We start from the raw sequence: 19,015 nt of genomic DNA on the forward strand, positions 1-19,015 counted from the left end.
GTCAAGGTCGTCAAGAACAAGGTCGCGCCGCCCTTCAAGCAGGCCGAGTTCGACATCCTCTACGGCCACGGGATCAGCCGCGAGGGCGGCCTGATCGACATGGGCGTGGACAACGGCTTCGTACGCAAGGCCGGCGCCTGGTACACGTACGAGGGCGACCAGCTCGGCCAGGGCAAGGAGAACGCCCGCAACTTCCTCAAGGACAACCCCGACCTCGCCGACGAGATCGAGAAGAAGATCCTGGAGAAGCTGGGCGTCGGTGTGCGGCCCGAGACGGCTGCCGAGCCCGGCGCGGACGCCGCAGGAGCCGCAGCGGCTCCGGCCGACGGCGCCGCGAAGTCGGTGTCCGCTCCGGCCGGCAAGGCCAAGCCGGCCAAGACGGCGGCAGCCAAGAGCTAGACCGTGACGCGTCGTACGGAGTGGCCGGGCAGCGCTGCGGAATCCGGCGCGGGTCCCGGCCCCGAATCCGCCGCCGGACACACCACCGGATCCGATGGCGAATCCGACCTCTTCCATGAGCCGGCAACGGGGGCCGGCTACGGCAGAGGTACGGGTTCGGGGAACGGATTCGGCGAGGGGGCAGGGCGGCGTTCCCGGTCCCGTTCCAGAAGCAGCGGCTCCCCTTCCTCGTCGAGGGCCGAGAAGGGGGAGCCGCGGGACCCGGTCGAGCAGGCGCGCAACATCTGCCTGCGGCTGCTCACCGGGACTGCACGCACCCGCCAACAACTCGCGGATGCCCTGCGCAAGCGGGAGATCCCGGACGAGGTGGCCGAAGAAGTGCTGTCGCGCTTCGAGGACGTCGGGCTGATCGACGACGCCGCGTTCGCCGGTGCCTGGGTGGAATCCCGGCATCACGGCCGCGGTCTGGCCCGCCGCGCGCTCGTCCGTGAGCTGCGGACCAAGGGCGTGGAGGCCTCCGTGATCGACGAGGCCGTCGGTCAGCTCGACTCCGAGCAGGAGGAGGAGACGGCGCGTGACCTCGTCGCACGCAAGCTCCGGTCCACCCGGGGCCTGGAACGCGACAAGCGGATTCGCCGCCTTGCGGGCATGCTCGCCCGCAAGGGGTACGGGGAGGGGATGGCTCTGCGCGTGGTGCGCAGGGCCCTGGAGGAGGAAGGCGAGGACACCGAGGGGCTGGACGACCCGTTCTGAGTGTCACCGGCAGCTCGTTCAGGGCGTCATGGCCCGGCCCAGCCCGGCCCAGCCAGATTCCTCAGCGCCCTCGTGCTCGTTCGGCTTGGTGCCTCCAGTTGATCGCCCTCAGTTGATTGCCTTCAGTTCGTTGCACTCCGGTCCGGTCGCGTCGTGACTGTCCGCCGTCGGCAGGCCGCTACTGACCGGCGCGGGCGGCACGGCTGATGGTGGCGTCGATCAGGGCGAGAGCGTCCGCGGCTGTGCGCCCCGGGTAGCGGTTCCAAGGCCCGATCAGTCCGGTCCAGCCCTGGGAGCGCAGTTCGGAGATCAGCCAGGCGCCGGCCCGGTCGACGGTGTGCACCGATCCGTAGCCCAGGCGGTGTGCAGTGAGCATGGCGCCGCAGACGCATCGGGCGCCCCGGGCGTTGCGGAGCCGGTAGGGGGTGTTCTGCCAGCCCCATTCGGTGAGGATCCGCCGTGCATGGGCGAGGTGGACGGAGGGCCGCACCTCCGGCTGCCCGATGCGGCGCCAGGCGTGCAGCCGGTCGGGCAGTACGGCACCGAGACGCCCGGGAAGCGGCCGCTCGCGCGGAAGGGCCGCGGGCAGCGCGCGCACCGTGTCGGCGATGAGCTGATCCACCGGTACGGACAGCAGATCGCGCCAGTCGCCCGAGGGGGCCGGCCGCTCCTGCGCGTCTTCGGGTGAGACGGGGTGCGGGGGCTCCGGGGCAGTGAGTTCCCAGCCCGTGACGATCTGCTGCCAGGTCTCCGTGTCGTGGAGGCGAGCGGCCTGGACGTCGAGTTCGTCGGGGGTGAGGGCGGTGGTCGGCATGGGTGCGGGCTCCCCGTCGTAGCGGTGGCATGGCGACGCCGTAGCGGTGCTTGGCGTTGAGCCGAATGTCCGTCCGGCCCGCGGTTCGCTCCACCGGAGCAAGGCCAAACGGGTGTGTCGCTACGGATTCCGGGGATCCCCGGTGTTTCCACCGGGCATCCCGCCGGTGATTTCCGCCGGGCATCCCACCTGTGGGTCGGAGCGGGCGGATCAGGGCTGGGGAAGGGGGCCCGGGCGGCCGGGGACACGAGCCGGCGGATCGTGGCCGGGGCGTGCCTGCCACGGCGTGGGGCCCCGGCCCGGCCACGGCGTGGGCCCCGGCTCGGCTACGGCGTGGGCCCCGGCTCGGCTATGGCGTGGGCCCCGGCTCGGCTTTGGCGCGGAGCCCGGCCCGTTCACGCCGTGGGGCACCCCACCACGGCGTGAGGATCGGCTCGGTTAACGTGCCGGCTCGGCCCCGCCGCGGGGCCCTGGCTCGGCTACGGCGCGAGGCCGCCCGGCCACGGCGTGGGGCACCCTCATCACGACGCGGGGCCCCGGCTCGGCTACGGCACGGGCCCGGCCTCACCGCGGCGCGGGCCCGGCCTCACCGCGACGCGGGCCCGGCCCCACCGCGACGCGGGCCCGGCCCCACCGCGACGCGGGGCCCCGCGGTCATGCCGGGGAGGTGCCCGCTCTCCTTCGTCAGGGCACGGGGGAAAGCCCCCTTACGAAGACGCCGGAACGCTCCAGTGCACAGGTATCCGTGCACAGAGCAGTGTGTGATGCATGCCAGAGAAGCCCGGTGGTACCGAGATCACGGAGCTGGCCGCACTCAAGGCCCTCGCCCAGCCGCGACGCCGGCAGATCCTTCAGCACCTCACCCTGCACGGCCCCGCGACGGCGGCGCTTCTTGCCCGCGCTCTGGGCCCGAACACCGGGGCCACCAGCTACCACCTGCGCGAACTGGCCCGGTACGGCTTCGTCGCCGACAACGTGCCGCAGGATCCGGGTGCGTGCAGGGCGCGATGGTGGCGGGCCGTTCCCGGCGACCGCCGGTTTCCGCCGCCGTCCCGCCGGACACCCGGGATGCGGGTCGTCATGGACGAGCTGAACCACAATGCGTACGCCGCCGACCTCGCGCTCTTCGATCGGCTCCAGCGCGAGAGCGGTGCTGCGGTGAACGGCCGGGGCGCCGACGGGCGGTGCGCCGACCAGTGGGCCGACGGGCATGCCTACTCACGCGGCTCGCTGCGGCTCACGCTCGAAGAACTCCAGGAGTTCTTCGAGGAGTACATCGCGTTGATGAACCGCTACAAGCGCCCCGACGCAGATACCCCGCCGGGCGCTCGCACGGTCCACACCCGTCTGCTCGCCTTCCCCGGGCCGGGCAACGAGGCCCTCGGACCTGAGGGCGCCTCCACGGACCACAACAGCAGAGAGACGGACGCATCATGATGCTGCGCTATGCCCTGCGGACGATCCGCCACCGCAAAGGGGGATTTCTCGGAGCGCTGCTTGCCCTCATGTGCGCCGCCGCTCTCGTCACCGCCTGCGGCACCCTCCTGGAGACCGGCCTGCGCGGACGGATCGCCACCGAGCGCTACGCCGCGACACCCCTCCTCGTCTCCGCGGACCAGAACGTCCACCGGACCACCGTGAAGCACAGGGGCAACGGGAAGACGAAGGTCAAACACAAGGCCAAGCCGGTCGCCGAACGCGCCTGGCTCCCCGCCACCGCCGCCGACCGGATCCGCACCCTGGAGGGTGTGCGCGCGATCGTTCCCGAACTCACCTTCCTCGCCGAGCCCCTGGGACTGCCCGACCACGTGGGAGGCGGCGCCCTTCCCTCGTACGGCCACTCCTGGGACTCCGCCCCGCTCACCCCGTTCGCCCTCACCGCAGGCCGTGGCCCGGTTTCCGTCGATGAGGTCGTGATCGACCGGGGACTCGCCGAGCGGGCGGGCCTCACGACCGGCGACCGGCTCACCGTGCAGTCCACCCGGGCCCCTCGCACCTACCGTGTCAGCGGCATCGCCGCCCCGGACGGGCACGGCGAACTCCGGCAGCAGACCTCACTGTTCTTCTCAACGGCGGAGGCCGAACGCCTCGCCGCCCGCCCCGGTCAGGTCTCCGCCCTGGGGGTGCTGCCCGAAGCCGGTGCGGACACCGACCGGCTGAAGCAACAGGTCGCGCAAGCCCTCAAGGGCAGCACCTTCCAGCTCTCGACGGGAGACGAGCGCGGCCCGGTCGAGTTCCTGGACGCCGCGGGCGCACGGATCAAGCTGGTCTCCATGGGCGGTGCCATGGGCGGCACCTCGCTGCTGGTCGCGGTACTCGTCGTGGTCGGGACCTTCGCGCTCTCCATCCAGCAACGCCACCGCGAGCTGGCCCTGTTGCGTACCGTCGCCGCCACGTCACGGCAGGTCCGCCGCCTGCTCGGCCGTGAGGCGCTGGTGGTGGGTGCCGTCGCCGGTGTGCTGGGCGCCCTTGCCGGGCTGCCGCTGGCCGGGTGGCTGCACAGTCGATTCATCGACATGGGTGTTGTTCCGGCGACGCTGGAGCGGACGGCCGGAATCCTTCCCGCGTGCGCCGCCCTCGCCGTCACGCTCCTAGGCGCCTGGGCCGCCGCCCGCATCTCGGGCCGCCGTATCGCCCGCCTCCGGCCCGCCGAGGCCATGGCCGAGTCCGCCGTCGAGCGTCGCCGCCCGGCCCGGGGCCGCATCGCCGCCGGTCTGGTGCTGCTCATCGGTGGCGGGGTGCTCGTCGCCGTACTGAGCATCCTGCACACCGAGGCCGCCTCGACGCCCGTGACCTTCCTGGCCGTGGTGGTGCTGGCCACGGCGGTGTCGTTGCTCGGCCCGCTCCTTGTCCGAGGGGCCGCCGTCCTGCTGGCAGGTGTGCTCAGGGCGGCCGGACACGTCGGCATCCTGGCCACGGCGAACATTCGCGGGAACTCCACCCGGATGGCCTCCGTCGTCACCCCGCTCACCCTCCTCATCGGCATGACCTGCACGGTTCTCTTCGTCCAGCCGACCCTCGGCGACGCCGCCCTGGCCCAGGCCCGTGAGGGCGTCCGGGCCACCTGGGTGCTGGGCGCGCAGGGCCCCGGTGTCCCGGCGGAAGCCGCCGAGGCGGTCCGTTCGACGCCCGGCGTCACCGCCGCGACGGAGGTGGTCCGCACGACCGTCCGGGTCGGGCTCGCCAAGTACCCGGCCCAGGGCGTCACCCCAGCAGGTCTCGCACACACCTGGGACCCCGATGTGACGGGCGGGTCGCTCGCTTCGTTCACCGCGGACTCCCGCTCCGCCGCGGTCAGCGAACTGGCCGCCGACCAGTTGGGACTGCGCCCCGGCAGCGAACTGAAGCTGCACCTCGGCGACGGCACCCCCGCCACTCTCACGGTCGCGGCCGTCTACCGCCGCGGGCTGGGCTTCGGCGATCTGACGCTGCCGCACGACCTGCTCGCCCAGCACATGGACAATCCCCTCGCGGCTGCCGTCCTGGTCGCAGGTGACGTGAGTCGAGGCGAACTGGCGGCTGCGGTACGAGAGTTCCCTGGCGTCGCGGGTGTCCCGCCTGCCGCCGCCGACCGGCTCCGGGCGGACCGTCAGCAGGAGAACGCCGATGTCAATCTGCTCGCCATGGGGCTGGTCCTGGCCTTCACCGCCATCGCCGTCGTCAACACGCTCGCCATGTCGGTCTCCGAGCGGCTCAAGGAGTTCGCGCTCCTCAGACTGGCCGGGGCGACCCGCCGACAGGTGCTGCGGATGCTCCGCATCGAGGCCTTGTCGGTCCTGCTCGTCGCGACCGCACTCGGCACCGGGATCGCGCTCGCCGTACTGACCGCCTTCAGCATCGGCATGACGGGCGGCGCGGCGCCCACGGTGAGGCCACTGGCGTACGCGGCCGTGGTGGGCGCCGCCGCGCTGCTCGCCCTGATCGCGACCGCACTGCCCGGCCGACTGGCCCTGAAGGCGCGCCCGGTGGAGGCCGTCACGAGCCGGTGACCGACGACCCGGGCGCGTCTCGGGCCTGCACGCTCCCGGTCACGCCTGGGCGGGGAGCCCGCCGGGGTCCTTGGTCACGCCCGGGCCGGGAGCCTGCCGGGGTTCCCGGTCCGGGCCCCCCGGTCCAGGTCCCTGGTCACACCTCGACCGGGAACCCCGCCGCGCGCCAGGCCTGGAAGCCGCCGACCAGGTCCGTCGCCCGGTACAGCCCGAGCCGGTGCAACGACTCGGCGGCGAGGCTGGACGCGTACCCCTCGTTGCAGATCACCACCACCCGCAGACCGTGGCCCACGGCCTCCGCCGCGCGATGGCTGCCCTGCGGGTCCAGCCGCCATTCCAGCTCGTTGCGTTCGACGATCAGCGCCCCCGGAATCAGCCCGTCCCGCTCCCGCAGTTCCGCGTAGCGGATGTCCACGAGCAGGGCGCCCTCCTCGGCCGCCGCCTTCGCCTCCTGCGGTCCGAGCCGCTCGTATCCGGTCCGGACCCGATCCAGGAGCTCGTCGATCCCGACCGGGTTGTCGCCACCGCCGTGCTGTGTGCCGCTCACTGCCAGTCCTCCGGACGTTCGGTCTGCTCGAGGCGGAGCACTGCGTCGGTGCGGCTGTAGCGCCGGATCTGAGGCAGCGGCGGGTAGTACGCGTGGACGGAGACGGCGTGCTCCGTGGCGGACTCGTTCAGCACCTCGTGGACGTGGTGCCGGCCGAACGCCTTGCCCTGACCCGCGGTCAACTCCCTTGACCGGTCAATACCCTCGGACAGCTCGAGGGTCTTCCAGCCGTCGGTGGGCAGCCGCGCCGCGAGCGAGTGCTCCTTCAGCGTGCCGGCCGCGGTGAGGAAGGCGCCGATCGAGTCGGCGTGGTCGTGCCAGCCGGTTCCGGTGCCGGGCGGCCAGCCGATCAGCCACGCCTCACTGCCGCCGGGTCCGTCGAGCCTGGTCCAGGTACGGCCCTCCGGGTCGAGGGGGAGCGAGGCGATGAGCGCGGTGTCCGCGGCGCTGCGGCGGACGAAGTCGAGCAGTTCCGCAGCGGTCGGACCGGGGTCGGACGTACGTACGGGCACAGGGGAGGGGGAGGCAGACACAGGGACCGTCCTGAGAGTTCGCGTGGACGCCCCGGCCGCACGTCACGGCGCGCGACGGAGCAGGAGAAGGCGATTCAGCAGGACGGGCGACACACGCAGCCCGCATAGCGGAGCAGGTCCAGATGGACCCTCCGCCACAGGCGCACATCGGTGTCGGTCATGTTCCGGAGTAGACCATGCGCGCCTGCGTCGGTCAATTGACGTCTGCGGTCCGGCCGCAGCGTGCGGAGGTGAGGACCGCGCCGCCGCGCGCCGCGTCCGCCGCCGCGAGGAGTTCCGCAGGCCGGACCCCACCGAACGACTCCACGAGATGGCCGTCCGGCCGGACGAGCAGCACGGTGTGGGCGGATGCACCCGGGTAGCTCTCGGTAACCAGCAGTTCCGCCTTCACCGGCATGCCGTCGACCGTTTCGACGAGCCGGGGCATGACCCCGGCCCGCATCCAGTGCCGTCGGTCCCAGACCCCGGTGCCCGGCGCCACGAGCACCACCAGCAGGTGCCCCTGTCCGAGCCGTTCCCTCAGTCGTACGGACGTTCCGTCCGGCGCGGTGACCCGGACATTCGCGACCGGCGCACCGAGGGGCGTACCCACGGAGATGTGCGCCTCGGCGCGTGGGGGCGCAAGGGGGGAATGGGAGTAGGACGGGGGCGCACCGAGGGGGCCACAACCCAGATGTCCGTCGGTGAGCAGCGAATCGTGCCCCCGTGCGCTCCCCGGGACCAGGGTCCGCAGACCCCCGCCGCCCCGCAGTATCGGCAGCGACTGGTCGGCGGCGCGCAGCCGTGAGGCGACCGCCGCCCGGCGCTCGGCCTGGTAGCTGTCGAGGAGCACATCGGATGCGCCCTGATGCCAGGCCAGTGCCAGCTTCCACGCCAGGTTCTCGGCGTCCCGGAGCCCCTCGTCGAGCCCTTGCGTGCCGAGGGCGCCCAGCAGATGCGCGGCGTCCCCGGCGAGGAACGCCCGCTTCACCCGCCACCTCCGGGCGAGCCGGTGGTGGAGCGTATAGACGCCGGTGTCCAGCAGTTCGTACGGGGGTGTCTCGCCGCACCAGCCCGCCAGGGTGTCCCGGACCCGGGTGACGAGGGCGTCCGGCGTGACGAGTTCGCCGCGTGGCGGCAGCAGCCAGTCCAGCCGCCAGACACCGTCCGGGAGCGGCCGAGCAGTGACCTCGGCGCCGCCGGTGCGCCAGGGCGGCAGCCGGTGCAGTACGGCCTTTCCGGGCCAGGGCAGCTCGGTGCGCAGCGCGGCGACGGCATGCCGCTCCACCGCCGTACGCCCGGGGAACCGGATGTCGAGGAGCTTGCGCACGGTGGACCGTGCCCCGTCGCAGCCGACCAGGTAACTCCCGCGCCACCAGGTGGAACCGGGCTCACGCGTGTGCACCGTGACCCCGTCGGGGTCCTGCTCCAGCGTGTCGATCCGGCTGAGCCGGGCCGTCTGCACGAGTTCCTGCGCGGCGACCGCGTCCCGCAGCCCCCGCACCAGCGCGTGCTGCGGGACGTGGACGGGGGCGGCCGGCGGATCGCCGTCGGGCGCACTCTCGCCGAGCGGGAGCTCCCGTACCAGCTGCCGACGCCGCATGGACCGCCAGCCGGACCAGCGCAGGCCCTCGTCCTGGAGCGTCTTGCAGCCGAGCCGTTCCACCAGATCGGCGGTGTCCTCGCGCAGCACGACCGTGCGGGCCGGGCGCGTCTCGTCCTTGCCCGGGTCCTCGTCGAGGAGCACGGAGGGCACGCCCTGCGCCGCGAGAGCGAGCGACAGCACCAGGCCGACAGGCCCGGCACCGACGATGATCACCGGGTCCACGGCGCGGCCCCCGGAACACCTGTGGCCGGACGCACGGAGGCGCACGAGCGGAGCGAGGAGGCCGGGACGGCCCCTGAGACGGAGGGCGGCGTCGAAGGAGATGCGGCAGCGGAGGCTCGGGGCGCGATCACAGAACGTATGCAACCTACTGGGGGTGCGCGCGTCAAGTGACACCGGAACGCGGCGAGGGGCGGTGGCATGTGCGCCACCGCCCCTCGCGGACACTTGCCGACGAGCCGTCAGGCCGCCGCCGAGTCCATGACGACCACCGGCGCATCGATCGTCTCCGGCGCGCCCCCCGAGCCGGTGCTCTTCTTCCTCTGCCGCAGCCGCCGCTCCAGCCAGCTCGCGAACGAGGTGAGAGTGAAGTTCAGCGCGATGTAGATCACGGCGATGATCGTGAAGCACGCGATGGTGTTCGAACCGTAGTTCGCGGCCATCGGCCGGACAGAAGCCAGTAGCTCAGGGAAGGTCATCACCGCGCCGCCCAGTGCGGTGTCCTTCACGATCACCACGAGCTGGCTGACGATCGCGGGGAGCATGGCGGTGACCGCCTGTGGCAGCAGAACGAAGACCATGGTCTGACCCTTGCGCATGCCGATCGCCTTGGCCGCGTCGGTCTGACCCCGGGGGAGGGTCAGGATGCCGGCGCGCACGATCTCGGCGAGCACCGAGGCGTTGTAGAGCACCAGGCCTGTGACCACTGCGTACAGAGGACGGGTCTCGGTGTCGATGTTCGTGTACTCGGAGTACACCGCATTCGCGATGATCATCAGGATCAGCACGGGAATGGCCCGGAAGAACTCCACGACCACGCCGGACGGCACCCGCATCCACCGGTGGTCCGACAGCCGGCCGATCCCGAACAAGGCACCGAGCGGCAGGGCGATGATCAGCGCGAAGAACGCCGCCTTGAGCGTGTTCTGGACCCCGGGCCAGATGAACGTCTCCCATGGCTGGGGGCTGGTGAAGAAGGGCTTCCACTTGATCCAGTCGAGTTGGTGCTTCGAGGCGAGACCGTCGTACACCCACCAGACCACAGCTGCGGCGACGAGCACGAACAGGACGGTGTAGAGGATGTTCCGCCGCTTGGCGCGCGGCCCCTGGGCGTCATAAAGGACCGAGGTCATCGCTTCACCGCCACCTTCTTGCTCACCCAGCCGAGGATGAGGCCGGTCGGGAGGGTCAGAACGATGAAGCCGAAGGCGAAGACCGCCGAGATCAGGATGAGCTGCGCTTCCTTCTCGATCATGCCCTTCATCAGGTACGAGGCCTCCGCCACACCGATCGCGGAGGCGACGGTGGTGTTCTTCGTCAGCGCGATCAGCACGTTGGACAGCGGATTGACGACCGAGCGGAAGGCCTGCGGGAGGATGATCAGCCGCAGCACCTGGGTGAAACTCAGGCCGAGGGCGCGTGCCGCTTCGGCCTGACCGACCGGCACCGTGTTGATGCCGGACCGCAGCGCCTCGCACACGAACGCGGCGGTGTAGGCGCTCAGGGCGAGAACCGCGAGCCGGAAGTTGATGCTCGTGAAGCCGTCGCCGCCGAGCTTGACGCCGAGCGTCGAGAACAGACCCAGCGACGAGAAGAGAATGATCACGGTCAACGGAATGTTCCGGACCACGTTCACATAGCCGGTCGCGAAACCGCGCATCAGGGGGACCGGGCTGACCTTCATGCCGGCCAGCAGCGTTCCCCATATGAGGGAGCCAAGGGCGGAGTAGACGGTGAGTTGCACCGTCACCCAGAAGGCCCCCAGCAGGTCGTAACCATCAAGAAAGTCGAACACGATCTCCCGCGCTTCTGCGTGTAGGAGGGCACGGCGCGCCGCCGTCAGTGGCGGCGCGCCCGGTCAGCCCTGCTTCACTTGACGACGTTGCCGATCTTCGGGGCGGGCTCGTTCTTGTAGCCTGCCGGGCCGAAGTTGGCCTCCACGGCCTTGTCCCACGAACCGTCCGAGACCATCTTGGTCAGCGCGTCGTTGATCTTCTTCTTGAGGTCGGCGTCGCCCTTCTTCAGGCCGATGCCGTAGTTCTCGTTGGTCATCTTGAAGCCGGCCAGCTTGAACTTGCCCTTGTTGGCGTCCTGCGAGGCGTAGCCGGCCAGGATGCTGTCATCCGTGGTCAGCGCGTCAACAGCCTTGTTCTCCAGACCGGTCAGGCACTCCGAGTAGCCGCCGTACTCCTGGAGCTCAGCCTTCGGGGCCAGCTTGTCGTGGACGTTCTGCGCCGAGGTCGAGCCGGTGACTGAGCAGAGGTTCTTGTTGTTCAGGTCCTCGGGCGCCTTGATGGAGGTGTCGTCCGCGCGGACCAGGATGTCCTGGTGGGCGAGGAGGTACGGGCCCGCGAAGTCGACCTTCTGCAGCCGCTCGTCGTTGATCGAGTAGGAGGCGGCGATGAACTTCACGTCACCGCGCTCGATCGACGTCTCGCGGTCGGCGCTCTTGGTCTCCTTGAAGTTGATGTCCTTGGCGTCGTAGCCCAGTTCCTTGGCCACGTACGTGGCGACATCGACATCGAAGCCGGTGAACTTGCCGTCCGGGGTCTTCAGACCGATACCCGGCTGGTCGATCTTGATACCGATCGTGATCTTCTTGCCGCCGCCCGAACCGGACGCGTCGTCCTTGTCGTCGGATCCACAGGCGGTGGCGGTCAGGGCGAGAGCGAGCACGGCGGCCGAGGCGGCGGTGACCTTACGAAGCTGCATGGTGAAATTCCCTAGAGTTGACGTGATGTGAGTGATCAGCCGGTCGTGAAACCGGCGCTGAAGGCTCCATCAGTGGTGAAGGATCTTCGACAGGAAGTCCTTGGCCCGGTCACTGCGCGGGTTGCTGAAGAACTGGTCGGGCGTGGCCTCTTCGACGATCTTCCCGTCCGCCATGAAGACGACCCGGTTCGCCGCGGAACGCGCGAAGCCCATCTCATGGGTGACGACGACCATGGTCATGCCGTCACGGGCGAGCTGCTGCATGACCTCCAGCACCTCGTTGATCATCTCCGGGTCGAGCGCGGAGGTCGGCTCGTCGAAGAGCATGACCTTCGGGTCCATCGCCAACGCCCGTGCGATCGCGACACGTTGCTGCTGACCGCCGGAGAGCTGGGAGGGGTACTTGTCGGCCTGGGTCCCGACGCCCACCCGGTCGAGCAGTGAACGCGCCTTGTCCTCGGCCGCCTTCTTGTCCGCCTTGCGGACCTTGAGCTGGCCGAGCGTCACGTTCTCCAGCACCGTCTTGTGCGCGAAGAGATTGAACGACTGGAAGACCATGCCGACATCGGCACGCAGCCTCGCCAGCTCCTTGCCCTCTTCGGGCAGGGGCTTTCCGTCGATCGAGATCGCGCCCGAGTCGATCGTCTCCAAGCGGTTGATCGTGCGGCACAGCGTGGACTTCCCGGACCCGGAGGGTCCGATGACGACCACGACCTCGCCACGGGCGATCGTCAGGTCGATGTCCTGGAGCACATGCAGCGCGCCGAAGTGCTTGTTGACGTTGCTCAGCACAACCAGGTCGCCGCCGGGCGCGGGTGCAGCGTCCTCGGCGCCCTTGGTCACTGAAACTCCGCTCATCGGCTTCTTGCTCCGTCCTCCTCGGTTGGGAAGGACCTTAGTGACGCAGTGCGACCAGCGTCATTACATCTGAGCGGAAATTGAGCATAACGATCCGGCGGCAACCGGACACTCCGTGTGAACGGGGCGCCTTGCGGGGCCCCGGGGCGTACCGGGTGCATAACGGAAACCCGGATGTAACGGGCGGGCACTTGACTGGCCCACCGGTCATCGGAGTGGATGCCCTGATACACCCTGACGTGAAACGCCCCGGTACGGGGAAGTGACCAGCGGTGTACGTGCCCGCACAGACACCGCACATACGGAGAGAGAGGGGGGCCATGAGACTGCTGCTCGTCGAGGACGACAACCACGTCGCCGCCGCCCTGTCCGCGATCCTCGCGCGGCACGGCTTCCAAGTGGTGCACGCCCGCAGTGGCGAGGAGGCCCTGCAGGCGCTCCTACCCACCGAGACGGAACCCTTCGGTGTCGTGCTCCTCGACCTCGGCCTGCCCGACCAGGACGGATACGAGGTCTGCGGGAAGATCCGCAAGCGCAGCTCCGTACCCGTGATCATGGTGACGGCGCGGGCCGATGTCCGCTCACGGATCCACGGACTCAACCTCGGCGCCGACGACTACGTGACCAAGCCGTACGACACCGGTGAGCTCCTCGCCCGTATCCACGCCGTCAGCCGGCGCAAGACGGGTCCCGAGGACACCGCTCCCACGCCCGTCGCGGCACTGCGCCTGGGGCATGTGCACATCGAGCTGCCGACCCGCCGGGTCAGCGTCGACGGTACGGAAGTCCAGCTCACCCGCAAGGAGTTCGACCTGCTCGCGCTGCTCGCCCAGCGGCCCGGGGTGGTGTTCCGCCGGGAACAGATCATCAGCGAGGTGTGGCGTACGAGCTGGGAGGGGACGGGCCGCACCCTGGAGGTGCATGTCGCCTCCCTGCGCTCCAAGCTGCGGCTGCCCGCCCTGATCGAGACCGTGCGCGGGGTCGGCTACCGCCTCGTCGCGCCGTCCGCGTAGAAGGCGTACGTCCTGTTGCGTACCCGGCTGCTTCCCCTCCTCATCGTCCTCATGGCTGCCGTCCTGCTCGCCCTGGGCTTCCCGCTGGCGGTCAGCGTGGCGGCGGCCCAGCAGCAGGGCGTCGTGATCGACCGCATCGACGACACGGCACGCTTCGCCGCGCTCGCCCAGTTCATCACCGAGCGCACCAGCGGCTACGACGAGCGGCGCCGTACGCTCCAGGGCGAACTGGAGACGTACGACTCCGTGTACGGCATCCGGGCCGGCGTCTTCTACCGCGACGACTCCGCGATGGCCAAGGCGCCGGGGTCCTGGCGGCTGCCCGTCGAGGGCGAGGGCCGCGAGGCGTTCAACGAGGCGCTGCTCGGCCGCCGCAGCCACGACCCGCCCCAGGTCTGGCCCTGGCAGGACGGCCGGGTGGTCGTCGCCTCGCCCGTCGTGCGGGACGGCGATGTGATCGCCGTCGTGGTCATCGACTCGCCCACCGGCCAGATGCGCGCCGCCACACTCCGCGGCTGGCTCCTGATCGCCGCGGGCGAGGTGATCGCCATGCTGGTGGCCGTCGGCGCCGCGAACCGGCTCACCGGCTGGGTCCTGCTCCCCGTACGGACACTGGACGCCGCAGCCCACGACATCGCCAGCGGCCGGATGCGGTCCCGGGTGGCGGCGTCGGGCGGGCCCCCGGAACTCAGGCGCCTGGCCCGTTCGTTCAACGAGATGGCCGACAACGTCGAGGATGTGCTGGAGCAGCAGCGCGCCTTCGTCGCGGACGCCTCCCACCAGTTGCGCAATCCACTGGCGGCACTGCTGCTGCGGATCGAGCTGCTCGCCCTCGAACTGCCCGAGGGCAACCAGGAGATCGCCTCCGTGCGTACGGAGGGCAAGCGCCTCGGCCAGGTTCTCGACGACCTGCTCGACCTGGCGCTGGCCGAGCACACCGGTGCGGATCTGCAGCTCACGGACATAGGCGCACTCAGCTCCGAACGGGTCGCCTCATGGCGGCCGGTGGCCGAGGAGAAGGGCGTACGGCTGCGGGCGGACGGCATTTCGGCCGTCACCGCCTGGGCGGATCCCATCGCCCTGTCCAGCGCGCTCGACGCCATCATCGACAACGCCCTCAAGTTCACCCCCGAGGACGAGGAGGTCCGGGTCACGGTCGCCTCCGACAGCACGTGCGTCACCGTCGTCGTGGCGGACGGCGGACCGGGGCTCACCGAGCAGGAGATGGAGCGCGTCGGTGACCGGTTCTGGCGAAGCTCCCAGCATCAGAACGTCCGCGGGTCCGGCCTCGGCCTCTCCATCTCCAAGGCGCTCCTCGCCGCGAGCGCAGGCTCCCTCTCCTGCGCGCGGAACGAACCGCACGGGCTGCGCGTGACGGTCTCGGTGCCGCGCAACGGCCCGCACAGCTGAGGCGCCGGGCCACCGCGGCAGGGCCTCAGGGCTGGACCGGGGGGTAGCAGCGCTTGGCCCCTTCGTTCAGGGCTTGACCTGGCGGTAGCAGCGCTTGGCCCCTTCGTTCAGGGCTTGACCTGGCGGTAGCAGCGCTTGGCCCCTTCGTTCAGGGCTTGACCGAGCGGTAGTAGCGCTTGGCCCCTTCGTGCAGCGGCAGTGGATCCGTGTAGATCGCCGTCCGCAGGTCCACCAGCTGCGCGGCGTGCACCTCGCGCCCGATCCGGTCCCGGCTGTCGATCACGGTCCGGGTGAACGCCTCCGTCATCGCCGCGTCGGTGCGGTCCGTGGTCACCAGCACATTGGCGACCGCCACCGTGGGGACGGCCTGCCCCTGCTGCGCGTTCGCGTAGGCGTCGGCGGGCATCACAGCCGAGCGGTAGTAACGGGTGGACCCGCCGGCCGCCTGGAGCTCCTTGATGAGCGTGTCCTCCAGCGGGACCAGCCGGACCGAGAACCGGTCCGAGAGCTCCGCCACAGCGGTGGTCGGCAGTCCGCCGGACCAGAAGAACGCGTCGAGGCGGCCGTTCTCCAGCAGCTCCGGCATCGTGTCGATCCCGGCCGGCACCGCCGTCACGTCGCCCACGGGGTCCAGGCCCGCGGCCGTCATCAGCCGGTCGGCGACCAGCCGCACCCCCGACCCCGGCTGTCCGACCGCGACCGTCTTGCCGCGCAGATCCGCGACCCTGCGGATGTCCGATTCCCGCTTCACGACCAGCTGGATGTAGTCGTCGTACAGCCGCACACAGCCGCGCAGCCGGTCGGCGCCGGGCTTGCCGTCCCGGAGATAGGTGGCGACGGCGTCGGTGGTGGCGATGGTGAAGTCGGCCTCGCCCGTCGCGACCCGGGCGATGTTCTGCTGCGAGCCCTCGCTCGTCTGCAGTTGTATCGACACCTCGGGCAGGTCCTTGGCGAGCGCGCCCTTGAGCCGTTCGCCGTACCGTTCGTAGACGCCGCTGCGGACCCCGGTACTGAACTTCAGCGTCCCGGTCGGCGCCGGGTCGCCGAGGGGGAGCAGCCACCACAGGAGCAGTCCGAGCACGACGACGAGGGCGGCGCCCGCACGCAGCGAGCGACGGCGGCCGATTCGGGACAGTGCCGGGAGCATGGCGGCGATCCTGCCAGGTGTTTCCCCGCCCTGGCCAGGGGCGCCCGCGGATCTCCCCGCTGCCGCGACGGCCCGGAAACCTCCCGCGGCGGAAGGCCTCCGTGCAGCGCCTACCCTTGTGGCATGAGCAGCGGCAACCGGAGCGAAGCAGTGGACGTCAGAAAAAGCTATGAGGTGCGCACCTACGGGTGCCAGATGAACGTCCACGACTCCGAGCGGCTGTCGGGGCTGCTGGAGGACGCCGGCTACGTGCGGGCGCCCGAGGGCTCCGACGGCGACGCCGATGTCGTCGTCTTCAACACCTGCGCGGTGCGGGAGAACGCCGACAACAAGCTCTACGGAAACCTCGGCCGGCTCGCCCCGATGAAGACGAAGCGCCCCGGGATGCAGATCGCGGTCGGCGGCTGCCTCGCACAGAAGGACCGCGACACCATCGTCGAGCGGGCCCCCTGGGTCGACGTCGTCTTCGGTACGCACAACATCGGCAAGCTGCCCGTGCTGCTGGAGCGCGCCCGTATCCAGGAGGAGGCGCAGATCGAGATCGCCGAGTCCCTGGAGGCGTTCCCCTCGACGCTGCCCACCCGCCGCGAGTCCGCGTACGCCGCCTGGGTCTCGATCTCCGTCGGCTGCAACAACACCTGCACCTTCTGCATCGTCCCGGCGCTGCGGGGCAAGGAGAAGGACCGCCGGACCGGCGACATCCTGGCCGAGATCGAGGCACTGGTCGCCGAGGGCGTCTCCGAGATCACCCTGCTCGGCCAGAACGTCAACGCGTACGGCTCCGACATCGGCGACCGCGAGGCCTTCTCCAAGCTGCTGCGCGCCTGCGGGCGGATCGAGGGCCTGGAGCGGGTCCGCTTCACCTCGCCGCACCCGCGCGACTTCACCGACGACGTGATCGCGGCCATGGCCGAGACGCCGAACGTGATGCCGCAGCTGCACATGCCGATGCAGTCGGGTTCGGACACGGTCCTGAAGGCGATGCGGCGCTCGTACCGGCAGGAACGCTTCCTCGGCATCATCGACAAGGTGCGGGCCGCGATGCCGGACGCCGCGATCTCCACCGACATCATCGTCGGCTTCCCCGGTGAGACCGAGGAGGACTTCGAGCAGACCATGCACGCGGTCCGTGAGGCACGCTTCGCCAACGCCTTCACCTTCCAGTACTCCAAGCGCCCCGGAACCCCCGCCGCCGACATGGACGGGCAGATCCCCAAGGAGGTCGTCCAGGAGCGCTACATGCGCCTGTCCGTCCTCCAGGAGGAGATCTCCTGGTCGGAGAACAAGAAGCAGGTAGGCCGCACGCTGGACGTCATGGTCGCGGAGGGCGAGGGCCGCAAGGACGGCGCCACCCACCGGCTGTCCGGCCGCGCCCCCGACAACCGACTGGTCCACTTCACCAAGCCCGGCCAGGACGTACGGCCGGGCGACGTGGTGACCGTCGAGATCAGCTACGCGGCCCCGCACCACCTCCTTGCCGAGGGCGCGCCCCTCGGGGTGCGGCGGACCCGTTCGGGCGACGCCTGGGAGAAGCGCACCGCCGCCGCGGCCGCCAAGCCGGCCGGCGTCATGCTGGGCCTGCCCGGGATCGGTGCCCCGGCACCGCTGCCGGCCGCCTCGGCACCGGGCTGCGGCTGCGACTGACGGGCGTACGGGCTCCCGCGCGGGGTCCGGCGGCCGGACAAGTACGCTGCCCCTCATGCTTGTCGCCGCCGCTGTCTGCCCCTGTCCGCCGCTGCTGGTCCCCGAGGTGGCCTCCGGCGCCGCGCCCGAGCTCGATGCCGCAAGGACCGCGTGCACCGACGCCCTCGGCGTCCTCGCGGCCTCCCGGCCCGATCTGCTGATCGTGATCGGCCCGGCGGACCTCGCGGGCCGGGGACCGTACCCCGAGGGTGCCACCGGCGGCTTCCAGGAGTTCGGTGTGGACGTCGACGTACGGCTGGGGCGGGACCTGGGCACGGTCGCCGAGCGCCCGCTCGCCCCGTCGCTCGCGGTCGGTGCGTGGCTGCTGGCCCGCACCGGTTGGGCGGGCACCCCGGTCGAGGCGCTCGGTGTGGGGGAGTCGCTGGAGACCGGCCGCTGCACGGAGACGGGGCGTGCGCTGGCCGCCCGCGCGGACCGGGTCGCGCTGCTGGTGATGGGGGACGGCAGCGCCTGCCGCACCCTGAAGTCGCCGGGCTACCTCGACGAGCGCGCCGCCGGGTTCGACGCGGTGGCCTCGCACGCGCTGGGAGCGGCGGACACGGGCGCGCTGATCGCGCTGGACGAGGCGCTGGCGTACCAACTCAAGGCTGCGGGCCGCGCGCCCTGGCAGGTGCTCGCGGGGGCGGCCGAGGGCGCCGGGCTGAACGGCCGGCTGCTGTACGACGACGCGCCGTACGGTGTCGGCTACATGGTCGCCGCCTGGTCCTGATCCTGACCGTCGCACGCACTGCACGCACTGCACGCACTGCAGGCACCGAAAGCGTTGCACGCACTGCACGCGCCTTACGCGCGCCGAAAGCGTTGCACGCACTGCACGCACGACGGCCGCGGAGCGTTGCGGCTCCGCGGCCGTCTTGCTGTCGTGCCTGTCCGGTGTCAGGAAGCGGGCGGCGGCGGTGTGCTGCCCGGGGCGGGCGGCGTACCGTCCCCGTCCTTGTGGGCCAGCCGGTCCACGGCCCCCTTGGCCTTCTGCGTGCCGGACACGATCTTGTCGCTGTACTTGCCCTTGGTCTTCGCGTCCACCGTCCGCGCGGCCTTGTCGAGCCCCTGGTCGATCTTGTCCCCGTGCTGCTGCGCGAGGTCGCTCACCTTGTCCTTCGCGGGGCTCAGCTTCGCCTTCAAATTGTCCATGAAGCCCATCGGACACCTTCTCTGCTGGGGGCTGCGTGCGCGTGCTCTCTCCGGCCCCGGTACCCACCGTGCCGCCCCGCACTCTCCCGGTCGCGGCATCGGCGGTTCTGGAGGAAATGGCGGAACCATGAGAAACCACCCGTATGTAGACATCATTTTACTCGGCCGTGCGTGACCGGGTGGCCACCCACGGCCCGCGCA

17 protein-coding genes and 1 pseudogene are annotated in these 19,015 nt (G+C 70.8%); 8 read left to right on the plus strand and 10 right to left on the minus strand.

Annotation, left to right across the window (positions count from 1 at the left end; all coding sequences use genetic code 11):
* Window positions 1-399 (plus strand): annotated as a pseudogene (locus ABT025_RS22640) (recombinase RecA); the annotation flags it as partial.
* Window positions 400-402: 3 nt separating this feature from the next.
* On the plus strand, window positions 403-1,152 hold the full coding sequence (recX, locus tag ABT025_RS22645) for a recombination regulator RecX (protein WP_350997268.1): 750 nt from the start codon (window positions 403-405) through the stop codon (window positions 1,150-1,152).
* A gap of 178 nt (window positions 1,153-1,330) precedes the next feature.
* Here recX and ABT025_RS22650 read toward each other — a convergent pair whose 3' ends face one another.
* The gene (locus ABT025_RS22650; RefSeq protein WP_350997271.1) at window positions 1,331-1,966 is read right to left on the minus strand and encodes a DUF6197 family protein; all 636 of its coding nucleotides are present in this window, start codon (window positions 1,964-1,966) and stop codon (window positions 1,331-1,333) included.
* A 768-nt stretch (window positions 1,967-2,734) separates the two neighbouring features.
* On the opposite strand from ABT025_RS22650, the gene ABT025_RS22655 reads away from it, so the two are divergent.
* Together ABT025_RS22655 and ABT025_RS22660 are read left to right on the plus strand one after the other, a co-directional pair.
* Complete coding sequence (locus tag ABT025_RS22655) at window positions 2,735-3,403, plus strand: helix-turn-helix domain-containing protein (RefSeq protein ID WP_350997273.1); 669 nt, start codon at window positions 2,735-2,737, stop codon at window positions 3,401-3,403.
* Window positions 3,400-5,955: an FtsX-like permease family protein gene (locus ABT025_RS22660; protein ID WP_350997276.1), complete on the plus strand. Its 2,556-nt coding sequence runs from the start codon at window positions 3,400-3,402 to the stop codon at window positions 5,953-5,955. The genes ABT025_RS22655 and ABT025_RS22660 overlap by 4 nt, the downstream gene beginning before the upstream one ends.
* A 136-nt stretch (window positions 5,956-6,091) precedes the next feature.
* Here the strand turns inward: ABT025_RS22660 and ABT025_RS22665 are convergent, their stop codons facing one another.
* From ABT025_RS22665 to ABT025_RS22695, 7 genes are all read right to left on the minus strand, one after another.
* Window positions 6,092-6,502, minus strand: coding sequence for a rhodanese-like domain-containing protein (locus tag ABT025_RS22665; RefSeq protein WP_350997279.1), 411 nt, complete (start codon window positions 6,500-6,502; stop codon window positions 6,092-6,094).
* Window positions 6,499-7,014 (minus strand): cupin domain-containing protein, encoded by a 516-nt coding sequence (locus ABT025_RS22670; RefSeq protein ID WP_350997432.1) that lies wholly within the window; start codon window positions 7,012-7,014, stop codon window positions 6,499-6,501. The genes ABT025_RS22665 and ABT025_RS22670 overlap by 4 nt, the downstream gene beginning before the upstream one ends.
* Window positions 7,015-7,228: 214 nt before the next feature.
* Window positions 7,229-8,842 (minus strand): FAD-dependent monooxygenase, encoded by a 1,614-nt coding sequence (locus ABT025_RS22675; protein WP_350997282.1) that lies wholly within the window; start codon window positions 8,840-8,842, stop codon window positions 7,229-7,231.
* A gap of 239 nt (window positions 8,843-9,081) precedes the next feature.
* Entirely contained in the window at window positions 9,082-9,972 is an 891-nt protein-coding gene (locus tag ABT025_RS22680) for an amino acid ABC transporter permease (RefSeq protein ID WP_350997284.1), read from the minus strand.
* Window positions 9,969-10,634 carry an amino acid ABC transporter permease gene (locus tag ABT025_RS22685; protein ID WP_350997287.1) on the minus strand — a complete coding sequence of 222 codons (666 nt, stop codon included), beginning with the start codon at window positions 10,632-10,634 and terminating at the stop codon, window positions 9,969-9,971. Before ABT025_RS22685 ends, ABT025_RS22680 begins: the two co-directional genes overlap by 4 nt.
* Window positions 10,635-10,708: 74 nt before the next feature.
* Window positions 10,709-11,551, minus strand: a complete 843-nt coding sequence (locus ABT025_RS22690) for a glutamate ABC transporter substrate-binding protein (protein WP_350997290.1) — start codon at window positions 11,549-11,551, stop codon at window positions 10,709-10,711.
* Between the two features lie 69 nt (window positions 11,552-11,620).
* Window positions 11,621-12,409, minus strand: a complete 789-nt coding sequence (locus ABT025_RS22695) for an amino acid ABC transporter ATP-binding protein (RefSeq protein WP_350997293.1) — start codon at window positions 12,407-12,409, stop codon at window positions 11,621-11,623.
* Between the two features lie 320 nt (window positions 12,410-12,729).
* Between ABT025_RS22695 and ABT025_RS22700 the strand changes: the two genes are divergently transcribed.
* Both ABT025_RS22700 and ABT025_RS22705 read left to right on the plus strand, forming a co-directional pair.
* Window positions 12,730-13,422: a response regulator transcription factor gene (locus ABT025_RS22700; protein ID WP_350997295.1), complete on the plus strand. Its 693-nt coding sequence runs from the start codon at window positions 12,730-12,732 to the stop codon at window positions 13,420-13,422.
* A gap of 15 nt (window positions 13,423-13,437) precedes the next feature.
* A complete protein-coding gene (locus ABT025_RS22705; protein WP_350997298.1) occupies window positions 13,438-14,832 on the plus strand; it encodes a sensor histidine kinase in 1,395 nt (464 codons plus the stop codon).
* Between the two features lie 148 nt (window positions 14,833-14,980).
* Here the strand turns inward: ABT025_RS22705 and ABT025_RS22710 are convergent, their stop codons facing one another.
* Complete coding sequence (locus ABT025_RS22710) at window positions 14,981-15,979, minus strand: TAXI family TRAP transporter solute-binding subunit (RefSeq protein ID WP_350997301.1); 999 nt, start codon at window positions 15,977-15,979, stop codon at window positions 14,981-14,983.
* 123 nt (window positions 15,980-16,102) lie between these two features.
* Here ABT025_RS22710 and miaB point away from each other — a divergent pair, with 123 nt between their 5' ends.
* Together miaB and ABT025_RS22720 are read left to right on the plus strand one after the other, a co-directional pair.
* Window positions 16,103-17,623, plus strand: a complete 1,521-nt coding sequence (gene miaB, locus ABT025_RS22715; protein ID WP_350997304.1) for a tRNA (N6-isopentenyl adenosine(37)-C2)-methylthiotransferase MiaB — start codon at window positions 16,103-16,105, stop codon at window positions 17,621-17,623.
* 55 nt (window positions 17,624-17,678) lie between these two features.
* Window positions 17,679-18,392, plus strand: a complete 714-nt coding sequence (locus ABT025_RS22720) for a class III extradiol dioxygenase subunit B-like domain-containing protein (RefSeq protein WP_350997307.1) — start codon at window positions 17,679-17,681, stop codon at window positions 18,390-18,392.
* 167 nt (window positions 18,393-18,559) lie between these two features.
* Here the strand turns inward: ABT025_RS22720 and ABT025_RS22725 are convergent, their stop codons facing one another.
* Window positions 18,560-18,823 carry an antitoxin gene (locus ABT025_RS22725; protein ID WP_350997310.1) on the minus strand — a complete coding sequence of 88 codons (264 nt, stop codon included), beginning with the start codon at window positions 18,821-18,823 and terminating at the stop codon, window positions 18,560-18,562.
* Between the last annotated feature and the right edge of the window lie 192 nt (window positions 18,824-19,015).

It is taken from the genome of Streptomyces sp. NPDC002809, assembly GCF_040295435.1.
Taxonomy (GTDB): Bacteria; Actinomycetota; Actinomycetes; order Streptomycetales; family Streptomycetaceae; genus Streptomyces.